The sequence below is a fragment of the Ligilactobacillus ceti DSM 22408 genome, assembly GCF_000423245.1.
Lineage (GTDB): Bacteria > Bacillota > Bacilli > Lactobacillales > Lactobacillaceae > Ligilactobacillus > Ligilactobacillus ceti.
Window position 1 is genome coordinate 524,128 of the sequence record NZ_KE383993.1, and the last position, 12,398, is coordinate 536,525.

Genomic DNA, 12,398 nt, shown 5'->3' on the forward strand with positions numbered 1-12,398 from the left:
TACAAATTAACTCCTTTTCTTTCATTATCTTCTAAAAAAGGATAATCACTTACTAGCAATTATCCTTTATTTTATAAATCTTTTATTCTAAGAAATCTTTTAATTGTTTGGAACGTGATGGATGACGTAATTTACGTAAAGCTTTTGCTTCAATCTGACGAATCCGTTCACGTGTAACACCAAAGACTTTTCCGACTTCTTCTAAAGTCCGTGTACGTCCATCATCTAAACCGAAACGTAAACGTAAAACATTTTCTTCACGATCTGTTAATGTGTCTAAAACATTTTCCAATTGTTCTTTCAATAATTCATAAGCAGCATGGTCAGCAGGACTTGTTGCTTCTTGATCTTCAATGAAGTCACCTAAATGAGAATCATCTTCTTCACCAATTGGTGTTTCTAAAGAAACTGGTTCTTGTGCGATTTTAAGGATTTCACGAACTTTTTCGGTTGGCATATCCATTTCTGCACCGATTTCTTCTGGAATTGGTTCACGTCCTAAATCTTGTAATAATTGACGTTGGATACGAATTAATTTATTAATTGTTTCCACCATATGAACTGGAATCCGGATTGTTCTTGCTTGATCGGCAATCGCACGTGTAATAGCTTGACGAATCCACCATGTTGCATATGTTGAGAATTTGAAACCTTTACGGTAGTCAAATTTTTCAACGGCTTTCATCAAGCCCATGTTACCTTCTTGAATTAAATCTAAGAAGGACATACCACGACCAACATAACGTTTTGCGATCGAAACAACTAAACGTAAGTTAGCTTCAGCCAAGCTTTGTTTAGCTTCTTCGTCACCTTGTTCAATTCTTAAAGCAAGTTCAACTTCTTGTTCACCTGTTAAAAGATCAACACGACCGATTTCTTTTAAATACATCCGAACTGGATCATTAATTTTAACACCGGAAGGAGCTGTCACCTTAGAGCTTTTTTTAGCTTTAGGTTTTGCTTTTTCTTCTTCTTTTTCAGCATCACTTACAAGACGTAAACTGTGTTGACTTGGTTCACCATTTTCGTCAACAACAGCAATCCCAGCATCTTCCATCGAACCGATTAATTCATCCATTCCTTTGGCTTCTAATCCAAATGGTGTTGCCATGATGTCTGTTAAGTCATCATATTTAATTTGTTTAGCAGGCTTGTATTGCTTGATCAATTCTTTCAATGCTTTTTCGTATGCTGCTTTATCAAGTTGGTTGTTATTTTTTTCTACCAAAATGAAGTCCTCCCTTATATATCTGAGTTATCAATTTGTTTTTTCTTTAATAAATTAACTAAATCAATCGTTAATTTAGTTATTAAATTCGTATTATTAACGCGTGTTGCTTGTTGCAACTGCATTTGCAGATCTTTAATCTGCTGTTCTAAAGGTGTTGTTTTCATAATGACATGTAAACAATCATTTACTTCTTCAGGGCTAACTTCCTCAGCATAATTGGCCATTTCTAAAGCAATAATAACTTGCTGTAAATGCTCATTATTAATATAGTCTAAAAAACTAGCGCTATCATAATTTTGATATGCATTAAAATACCCTTCTGTTAAAGTATAAATCGACTGATAATTATCATGAATAAATGAAAAATCAGGAATCTGACTAACTTGACCTCGCACCGTGTAATTATGCAACATCCGATATAACAACAATCTTTCCGCACGTTCAACTTTTGAAAGTTGATGTGTTTCTGTTGCTAGCTTCGTTGAGCGTTGTTGACTTGGTGGTAGATAATTTGTCTGTACTTCTTTTTGCTTTTGTTGTAAATATTGTTGACGAAGCGTTTTTAATTTTTCTTCTAAATAATATTTATCTAACTGTAAGCGTTCGGCCAATTTATTCAAATATAAATTCTGTTCTAAAGGATCGTTAAGTTTTGCAATTTCAGCTAAAACATCACTTAAATAATCCAATTGATCAGCTTCGTTATCCATATTACGCCCTTGTTCATAAAAATGCATATAAAACGCAAGGGGTGTTTCATGACTATCATTAATTAACGTCCGGAATTTTTCCGCACCATATTTTTGCAGATATTCATCTGGATCCATCTTATCTGGTAAAGCAATCACCCGCAAATTAAATTTGTTTTGCGGCGTTAATATTTCTAACGCCCGTTTGGTAGCTTTTTGTCCAGGTAAGTCTCCATCATAACAAAGATCGATATTTTTCGTGTTCTGTTGTAACAAATAAATCTGTTCATCTGTCAAACTCGTCCCCATGGAGGCAACACTATTTTTGACACCGGCACTATAGGCAGCTAAAACATCCATAAAACCTTCAAACAACAGACATTTCTTCTCGCGCCGAATAGCTCCTTTGGCTTTATCAAAGTTAAAGAGTATTTTTCGTTTGTTGAAAATAGTTGTCTCTGGAGAATTCAAATACTTCGGTGTATTCGGATCATTAGCTAAACTTCGACCGGAAAAAGCGACAATTTTACCCGTGGCATTGCGAATCGGAAACATCACCCGATCTTTAAAACGATCATTTAAAGAACCATCTTCATAGACTGAAAACAAACCTGATTTACGTAAAATTTGATAGTCTAAGTTTTTATTTTTTTCTTTTAAGACCGCTTGTAAGACTGCTTTAGGTGGTGCATACCCTAATTGAAACTCCGCAATCATATCATCATTTAAACCACGTTGATGAAGATAAGCTAACGCCTGCTCCCCAATCTGGGTATTAACTAAAATATGATGATATAACTCATTAGCAACTTGATACATGGCCGTAATTTGACCATTTTCAGAACTTGTTTCACCACCAACTTGCTGCGTTGCTTGATTTTGATATTGTTCATCAACTGGGATATTCCCCAATTCAGCAACTTTTAAAACAGCTTCAGGAAATGATAAGCCTTCGATTTCCATAATGAATTTAAAAACATTCCCACCTCGATGGCATGAAAAACAGTTAAAAATCTGTTTTTGTTCATTTACGGAAAAAGAAGGCGTTTTTTCAGGATGAAAAGGACAGAGCCCAAACCAGTTTTTCCCTGAACGATGGAGCTCAACATATTGTCCAACAATATCTAAAACATTAACACTTGAACGAATAGAATCGATAACTTCTTCTGGAATTCTCCGACTCAATCGACCACCTCTTTTATCAATTATAAGAGCTTTTCAGTAATGAAAAAGGCTAAATAGTAATTCTATGCCCATTTTCAATAATCAACGTTAATGATACATCAAAAAAGACTGCTTGACAAGTCCTTTTCCCACGATGAAAAAGGACGCTGTTTACACAACGTCCTTTCATTCAAATCATTTATTCTAATTCAGGATACAACATTTTTAAAATATCCATCGTTAAGCGATGACTTGCTCCTTTATATGGATAAGCATGCATATGCATTGCTGGATTAAAATTCGCTTCAATAATGCTGTACGCTCCAGGAGCTGTCACCTTTTGTTTTGGATCTGTAATAATGACATCCAAACCACAAACTTTCGCACCTAAAGCATCACTCGCTGCAGCAATGACTTTTTGATATTCAAATGGAATCTGATCCGTGACATCAATAGAATCTCCGCCGGTACTAACATTTGAATTAACTCTTAAAAAGATTTTTTGGTTTTTAGGCAAGATATCAGCAACGGTTAATCCTTGTTGAGCTAATAAAGACTGTTCAATTTCTCCTAACTTGATGAATTCTAAAGGAGTTTGATAATGTGAACCACGTAAAGGACTCTCATTCTTCAAAGCCACTAATTGTGCAATTGTATGTTTACCATCACCAATCACATTCGCAGGTTCTCGTAAAATAACTGATTTAACTTCCCCGTCTAACACGAAGAAGCGATATTCTGTTCCTGGTACATATTCTTCTATTAAAACAGTTTTATCTTGCTGAAAAGCTCTTTCTAAAGCTAATTGATATTCCGGCTCTTTAGCACCCGATTTAAAAATAGTAATACCTAAACCAAAATTAGTTGATTTTGGTTTGATAACGAAACCACTTTGGGCAAATTTTGGATAATATTTTTTAGCTTCTTCTATGGCATTGCATTCTATCCCTTTTGGAACTTGATATCCGGCTGTTTGAAGAACTTTTTTCGTAACTAATTTATTCTCCATCATTAACGGTACAATATAGTTATCTTTGCTTGTCATATTAGCATTTTTGACATACTCAATATGCCCTTTATATTGTAATTGAATAAATTGTTCAGATTCATCTAACACTTTCACTTGAATTCCTTTTTGAATTGCATCAAACATTAAGATTTGCGTTGATAATTCCATCGTTGTAAAACCAGCTAATTGATATGGTTTTAAAAGCGCTTCTTGTTTATTTTCTAAAGCGAATTGTACACTGATTTTTGTTTGATCAAAATGAATTTGTTGTAACCAGCGTGCAGATAAAGTTTCTTTTGGTTCTTCAAAATAAAGCTTAGCTTGTTGGATAACTTGATCATCGATATCTGCATTAATTCGTTGTATCCATTCTTCAAAACCGGCTAAGAATTGTAAACCTAACATTTGGTATTGCGACACTTCATTAGGTTTTTCGGCTGCAATTATTTTACTAATTTTATTTCCTTGTTCCATTGTATTTAATTCATCGTTTTCTGGTAAATAAGCTAAATACACCATAAGAGCTTGTAAAAAACTAATTTGTTCATTTGTGACACCATATGCTGAAAATGGATTTAAATCAATATTACGTAATTCAATATATTCAATTCCATTTTCTAACAATTCCGTTAAACTAGCTCCACCTTTCAATCTGACTGGTGCATAATATTCTTTTTCACAAATAATTTTTTGTTGTTGAATCAATTTTTCTAAATCATGTACATAATCCGCTAGATTATCATATGAAACATTTAATTTTTCATGATTAGTATATCCATAAATACTATTTCGAATACTTCTCATCGTCCCCTGGAAATCACCGGCACGACTTGTATAATTAGCATTCGCCACTGGGGAAGCTCCCATTAAATACGTAATTAACCATTGATATCGTAAATAGTTACGCGCAACTTTTAAATATAAATCATTTTTAAATGTTTTAAAAGAATCAGTCGTCTGACTAACTGTATATAATTTGTCTAACAACTCATCATCAAAAGAAAAATTAAAATGAATACCACAAATCATTTGTTGGGCTTTTCCATAAGTTTTCGCTAAATAACGACGATATAAAACATCACAATATTTTTCTAACCGAGCAATTTTAATTTCTGTTAAATCATCACTAAAACTAGGCGGCATACTCAAAGGTGATAATAATTCATTTTCTGGCAAAGTACGATAAATCACATCATGTAGGGCTGCTAACCATCTCATTAATTCTGAAACTGATTTAGTTACAGGTGTAATAAGTTCAACTTGTGATTCTGAAAAATCCGTCTGAAGATAAGGATGATATCTGCGCTTGCCTAATAAACTAGGATGATTAGTCTGTGCTAATTGACCATGAGTTGTAACACGTTGACTTTCTTTTTCCAAACCAAGGTTATGTTGCCATAAATACGGTAAAACCCTAGAATCCATAATAATTTCAGCTAATTCACTCATAATCCATTTCACCCTTTCTGATCTTTAGCGTTTTTTAATTACTCGCGCTAAGATGCCACCCACTGCTGCCGCAAAAATATAAATAAAAACATATACTAATGCAGTTGAGTTGTAATAAATATACACGGCCGGAATAAATAACGCCCCATATAATCCGTACAACAAATGAGATGTTTGGCAGAAACACATTTCATTACGTGTATAAATATAACTCAAAATCAAATTAGCTAATGGATTAACTACTAAAATCACCCAGATGATGCCATTCATAGAAACTATTAACGGTAAAATATAATAAACCGCTGCTAGGATCAACATATTCAACGCAACTTTTTTATAATTCATAATTTTCTCCTTATATCTTTCAACTTAATTACATTATACCTGATTACTGAATTTTTTCGTCAAAAAAACACCTCATATTTCTATGAGATGTTTCCTAGGCAATCTTTATTTAACGTTTAATTCTGTTAAATCACCAAAGACACTTGTTAAAGCTGCTAAGCGTGATAATACTAATAAACGATTATTTTTAACTTTTTCATCATCAACCATAATCATTGTTTCATCAAAGTAAGCATTGATCACTTCACGTAAAGCATGTAAAGCTTCATATTTACCATCAAGATCTAATGATTGGTATTCAGTTGTTAAATGTTCTAAAGCAAGATATAAGGCTTTTTCACTTTCATTTTCAAAGAGAGCTTGATCAACTTGCGCATCTACCGCAAATTCAGGAGCTTTCTTAGCTAAACGAATCACACGTGTTAAAGCTTCAATTGTTTCTTTGAAATCTTCATCAGCTAGATGATTTTCTAAAATTTGTGCTGCTTGCATAATTTTCACAAAACTATTGTCTGGATTAGCTACAACAGCAGCCACGATATCATGACGAACGCCTCGTTGTAACAACATCTTACGAACACGTTCCATAATAAATTCATCTTCAACAGCTTGATTTGCGAATAAATCACCACGATAAAGGTCGCCGCCTTCTTTTGCGACTGTTTGTGCCATTTCATGTAATGTCACTAAACCATTATCCCAACCACGGTCAATAATAATGCGAATCAAACCTTGTGCTTGACGACGTAAGGCATATGGATCATTAGAACCGCTTGGAATCATACCTGCAGCGAAGAATGTTTGTAATGTATCTAACTTATCAGCAATTGATAATACAGCCCCAACTTGACTAGCAGGTAATTCACCTTGCGCACTTGTTGGCATATATTCTTCACGGATTGCTTGTGCTACGGCTGGTCGTTCACCTTGTAATGTAGCGTAAATTTCACCCATTACACCTTGTAATTCAGAAAATTCACCAACCATACCTGTGACTAAATCAAATTTATAAATTTCAGCAGCGCGTGCCACATCAGCTTGTTCTTGTTCTGTTAAACCTAATTTTTCAGCTAAGTAAGCTGCAATTAATTTAACACGAGCCATTTTTTCATAAATAGTTCCAATTTTTTCATGGAAAGTAACATTTTTCAAACGTTCTACATAATCAGCAATTGTATGTGTTTGATCTTCTTTGAAGAAGAATTCAGCATCTTCTAAACGAGCTGTTAACACTTTTTCATTTCCGGCAATCACATTTTCTAAATGATCTGCATTCCCGTTTCGTACTGAGATGAAGAATGGTAATAATTCATTATCTTGATTCATCACATAGAAGAAACGTTGGTGATCTTTCATCGATGTAATTAAAACTTCATCTGGAACTTGTAAATATTCATCCGCAAAGCTACCTGCGAAAACAGTTGGATATTCAACTAAGTTATTTACTTCTTCTAGTAAATCTTCATCAATATCTACTTTCCAATTACGTTCTTTCGCTAAAGCGTTAATTTGTTCTCTAATCATTTCTTTTCGAACAGCGGCATCAGCAATAACACTTTGTGCTTCTAAAGCTGCTGGATAAGCAGTTGCATCAGCGATTTCAGTTGTTTCACCTAAGAAGCGGTGTCCTCTAGTTGTCTTACCTGTTTTAACTGTTAAAATTTCAAAATCAATTACTTCATTATCTAACAAAGCAACTAACCATTGAATTGGACGGATATATTCAAAATCATTTGATCCCCAACGCATCATTGTTGGGAATTTAAGATCCATCACAACTTCTTTAACACCTTGAAGAACTTCTTGAGCTGATTTGCCGGCGATAAATTTATTAACGTAAACATATTCAACGCCTTTTAATTCTTTAAAGAAGATATCATCAGTTGTCACACCTTGACCACGTGCGAAACCTTGTGCAGCTTTAGACCAGTTACCTTCAGCATCTAAAGCGATTTTTTTCGCAGGTCCTTTAGCTTCTTCTTGGATATCAGCTTGTTTATCAGCTAAACCTACAACTTCAACTGCTAAACGACGTGGTGTGGAATAAGATTTAATTTCAGAAAAGTCTAAACGTTCTTCCTTTAAAAAGTTGGACATTTTTTCGACTAATTGTTCCACACTAGGTGTCACAACATGAGCCGGCATTTCTTCTAAACCGATTTCTAATAAGAATGTTTGTGTCATCTTATTTGTCCTCCTTCAATAATTCTTGGCGTAATTCTTCATCTTTAATTAATGGGAAACCAAGTTTTTTTCGTTCTTGTACGAATACTTTCGCTACGGATTTAGCCATGTTACGGATACGTGATAAATAACCTGCACGTTCTGTTACAGATACGGCACCGCGCGCATCTAATAAGTTAAAAGCGTGGCTACATTTCAAAATATAATCGTAAGCTGGGTGAACTAAACCATTTTCAATTTGTTTTTTAGCTTCTGCTTCATAAGTATCAAAAGCTTTTAATAACATATCTTGATCGCTATCTTCAAAAGCATATTTTGAGTTTTCATATTCTGGTTGTTTGAAGATATCACCATATTTAACATCATTTGTCCAAATTAAATCATAAACAGAGTCTACATTTTGCACATAAGATGCTAAACGTTCTAAACCGTATGTGATTTCAGAAGCAACTGGACGTACTTCTAAACCACCAACTTGTTGGAAGTAAGTGAACTGTGTGATTTCCATCCCATCAAGCCAAACTTCCCAACCAACACCGGCACAACCAAGTGAAGGGTTTTCCCAGTTATCTTCAACGAAACGAATATCGTGAGCAGCTGGATCAATTCCTAAAGCACGTAAACTATCTAAGTATAATTCTTGAATATTACTTGGAGATGGTTTCATTAATACTTGGAATTGATGGTGTTGATATAAACGGTTAGGGTTTTCACCATAACGGCCATCAGCGGGACGGCGTGAAGGTTCAACGTAAGCAACGTTCCAAGGTTCTGGACCAATCGCACGTAAAAATGTATAAGGGCTCATTGTACCGGCACCTTTTTCGGTATCATAAGCTTGCATTAACATACAACCTTGTTTAGACCAAAATTGTTGTAATGTTAAAATCATATCTTGTACAGATAATGTTTTTGTCATCGATAAAACTCCTTTGTAATGTTAAATTATTTCGACTGGCTGAATAACATAGAAAAAGCCCCTATGCGACTCATCCAAGTCACATAGGGACGATAATTGATATATCGCGGTTCCACCCTACTTCTAGAAAATTCTAGCAGCTTAATTCGTTGTGCATTCGACTCCAAAAACGCCTACTACATAGTCCTTTTGCCTTGCTTACACTATCCAAGGTCGCTGTTCAAAATTACTAAATAGCCTTTTTTATCATCATCAAATTGCATTATTAAATTCTATCTAAGAATAAGGGATTGCTTCTTTTTTGTCAATCTAAACCTTTTAATTCTGGCAATTTATTCATTTCATCTAAATACTTCTTAGTTTTCAAATAAATACCGACACTATCTTCATAAATTAAGTCTAAAGTTCGCCGCAAGTTTTGAATAGTTTGCGGATTCACTTTAATGGAATTAATTTTGTGTAAGTCCAATTCGGAAAACATCCGCAAATAATAAAGCGTCTTTTGATCTAAATGTAACCGCTGCGGATCAAGATGCCAGTGTCGTTGGCATAATAAACCACCATAACTTTGTGAATAATCAAACGGTAAATCACATCGTTGACAAATAACGCATTCCTTCAAATTAGGTTTAACCCCAAAATAAGCTAGCAGCTGAATTTCAATCACATTAGTAATGATTTCCGGGGCTAAACCAGCATCGATTAAATGCAAAGCTTGTTTAATCTGCGGATACCACAACATTGCCGCTTTTTCTTGGTCACGCAAAGCCACTTGCGCTAAATTCAAAATATAAGAAGCATATGCATTCAACATAATATCACTACAAATATTTTGATATTGTTTAATTTCTTTAGCTGTTGTGATAAATGACAAATGTTGATCACTAACATCGCCAATATAAGTTCCCTGCGTAAACGGTAAGATGGCAGCCGCCAATTTAAAACCTCTTTTCCGAACTCCCCGGACGAAAAAAGTCTTAAAACCAAAACGATTAGTGTACATCTGAACTAACATATCACGTTCTTTATAATTTTTACGCGAAACAATAATACCTTCAAACTCTTCATTTTTATAGACTGCCATACAACTCACCACCTTTGAAAATCTTATCTGTTTGATTTTAGCACAATTCCGTACTTTTGAAAAAAGAAGCTGCCGAGATTTCTCAGCAGCTCCTTAATTTAGGGTTGATTTTTATTTTTTGATGAAAATGATTGTATATGATTCGTGTAAACGTTGACTAACACCAACGTACTTAGGTAATGTTAAACCTAATTTAAGTTCACGTTTCTTGTATTCTTTCTTGTCATATTCACTGTTTGGACTTTCGATAAAGTTAATATAACCACTAACATCTTCTAAAGACATATCTTTGTCATTAACTTTAACAGATTGAACCTTCAAGTTAATCATTTTACCGTTTGAGTTTTTATCGACAACTTTTTTATTAATTTCATATTTACCTGTCACTACTAAGGTATAGTTATCTTTTGGAAAATATTCATTACTGTAAGACATATTTAAAACAAAAGTATCTTTTTTGAAACTCAAATTATAATTTTCGCGATTTTCACCTTGCCATGATGTTTCAGGTAAAGTTTTTTGAGCTGTTTTAATCGCCTTTAATTCTTTTTCTTTACGATTTTCTTCTTTGCGCAATTCTTCTTTACGACGTTTTTCACGTTCTTTTTCAAATTTAGCTTCACGAGCTTTTTTAATCTTTTTGGCACCTTCTTCAGTCTTGCACCAATATGGTTCTTTACTGTTATCGATGAAAATACAATCTTCACCTTCGTATTCTGCAAAGTGTAATTTATGTTTAACATCACCAAAACGAGTTAAAACAATAGCATCTTTGTCATCTTCATCTTTAGTGTATTCATATGTTTGTAAATCATAATTATCAATGATTTCTTTATCTTTGATTTCTAGTGTATGTTTCGCACTTTCTGGATTATAGATGGAATAATATGTACCTTCAAAATTATGTCCACACCCAGCTAAGATTAAAACCATTGAAAAAATCATCCCGAATGCAGCGATTATTTTCTTCATAAAAACGCCTCTTTTCTAATATATTATTAACTTATACCCTATAATTTAATAATACTACAAGCTAATAATCAATATCAACAAATACTATAACATCAGCAAGAAAACGTTTTAAAAACACAATAAACTTCATTGTTAACCAGAATCTATTAGTTAACAATGAAGTTTAAGTTAGTCAAATTCATAATTTTATTTGAGTAATAACAATACAAAAACGATTAATGTTGCGATTGAAAGAATTAAGTTAACAATCGATAATTTTAGTGTGAGTTTCATTTTTGTGCAGCTTATGATAATATAAAGATACAAAGGGGCGTTAACCTCTTCGCATTACTTTAATAGCGATATGATACCGACTATTAAAGATAACATACTGATAATTACTGAAATAAATTGTAATCTTATTTGTACAATTTCAAATTCAGTAAATTGAGCCTTAGGTTTGGTCGAACCTTGAGGCTCTTTTTTATTATCATATACTGCTTACGCCTCCCTTCTTATTTTATTGATATAGCCATTTCATTCAATTAATTAAAAAAACAGTGTTTCGTCCATAATCATAATGTGGTTAACTATTTTCTAACATATTTTTTCTATCTTGAAGTAATTGTTCAATTTCTTCTAAATCTTCTAATGTGGCTAATTTTTTGATAAAATTACGGCACGTTGAACGTCTATTTAAATATTGTATACATTGTAGCCAACCATAACAATATCAGCGCCACTATTCTAAGCAATTCATGTTTATCTAATTTCATTTTATCCTCATTTTTGATACAATTGAATTGAGTATTAACTCAATAAATAAATTAACCACGCGGTTATGATTGCTAAGATTGATAGAACATTTGACAAACTCATCAATCTGTGTGGTTTTTCAATTAAGATGATAACGATTTTCATTTCGTTATCGTCTTTTTTATTTTTGTTCAATAACAATTTAAGTCAATAATTTATAAATTATAACCCCAAGCACAATTAATGATCCTGTACTAAGTAACGCTTCTTTCCAAGTTGCTAATCTTATGTCTACTTTTAATTTACCTTTCATAATAAAGTGATATCTGTTAAAATTTAGGTACACAAAGCAAGGGTTTTATTAGCCACTTACTTTGCTAATTGGTTATCTATCCCAACTATATGTTATTGATAAGCTTAGAAAAATCACGGTGATTTCGAATGTTAAAGTGATTTCTTCTGAGCTTATTTTATTTCAATAGATATCACCATCACACCACCTTTTATTTATTAATCCAAACTAATATTAACATATCAACTACACTTTTATCAAAGTTCACTTACCAATAATATTTAACTTTAATGCATTAAAGTTTTTCTGTATCAAAAAAGCACTC

8 protein-coding genes are annotated in these 12,398 nt (G+C 33.2%); all 8 read right to left on the bottom strand.

Features of this window, described 5'->3' with window-relative positions; all coding sequences use genetic code 11:
• Positions 1–82: 82 nt before the first annotated feature.
• Positions 83–1,228, bottom strand: coding sequence for an RNA polymerase sigma factor RpoD (gene rpoD / locus G540_RS0105425; protein ID WP_027107256.1), 1,146 nt, complete (start codon positions 1,226–1,228; stop codon positions 83–85).
• 14 nt (positions 1,229–1,242) lie between these two features.
• Complete coding sequence (dnaG, locus tag G540_RS0105430; protein ID WP_027107257.1) at positions 1,243–3,105, bottom strand: DNA primase; 1,863 nt, start codon at positions 3,103–3,105, stop codon at positions 1,243–1,245.
• A gap of 178 nt (positions 3,106–3,283) precedes the next feature.
• Positions 3,284–5,542 carry a bifunctional glutamate--cysteine ligase GshA/glutathione synthetase GshB gene (gene gshAB, locus G540_RS0105435; RefSeq protein WP_027107258.1) on the bottom strand — a complete coding sequence of 753 codons (2,259 nt, stop codon included), beginning with the start codon at positions 5,540–5,542 and terminating at the stop codon, positions 3,284–3,286.
• Between the two features lie 24 nt (positions 5,543–5,566).
• Positions 5,567–5,887: a hypothetical protein gene (locus G540_RS07310; protein WP_027107259.1), complete on the bottom strand. Its 321-nt coding sequence runs from the start codon at positions 5,885–5,887 to the stop codon at positions 5,567–5,569.
• A gap of 105 nt (positions 5,888–5,992) precedes the next feature.
• Positions 5,993–8,071 carry a glycine--tRNA ligase subunit beta gene (gene glyS, locus G540_RS0105445; protein WP_027107260.1) on the bottom strand — a complete coding sequence of 693 codons (2,079 nt, stop codon included), beginning with the start codon at positions 8,069–8,071 and terminating at the stop codon, positions 5,993–5,995.
• Position 8,072: 1 nt separating this feature from the next.
• Positions 8,073–8,990: a glycine--tRNA ligase subunit alpha gene (gene glyQ, locus G540_RS0105450; RefSeq protein WP_027107261.1), complete on the bottom strand. Its 918-nt coding sequence runs from the start codon at positions 8,988–8,990 to the stop codon at positions 8,073–8,075.
• Between the two features lie 304 nt (positions 8,991–9,294).
• Positions 9,295–10,074 carry a DNA repair protein RecO gene (gene recO / locus G540_RS0105455; protein ID WP_027107262.1) on the bottom strand — a complete coding sequence of 260 codons (780 nt, stop codon included), beginning with the start codon at positions 10,072–10,074 and terminating at the stop codon, positions 9,295–9,297.
• Between the two features lie 111 nt (positions 10,075–10,185).
• Entirely contained in the window at positions 10,186–11,046 is an 861-nt protein-coding gene (locus G540_RS0105460; RefSeq protein WP_027107263.1) for a hypothetical protein, read from the bottom strand.
• Positions 11,047–12,398 lie beyond the last annotated feature (1,352 nt).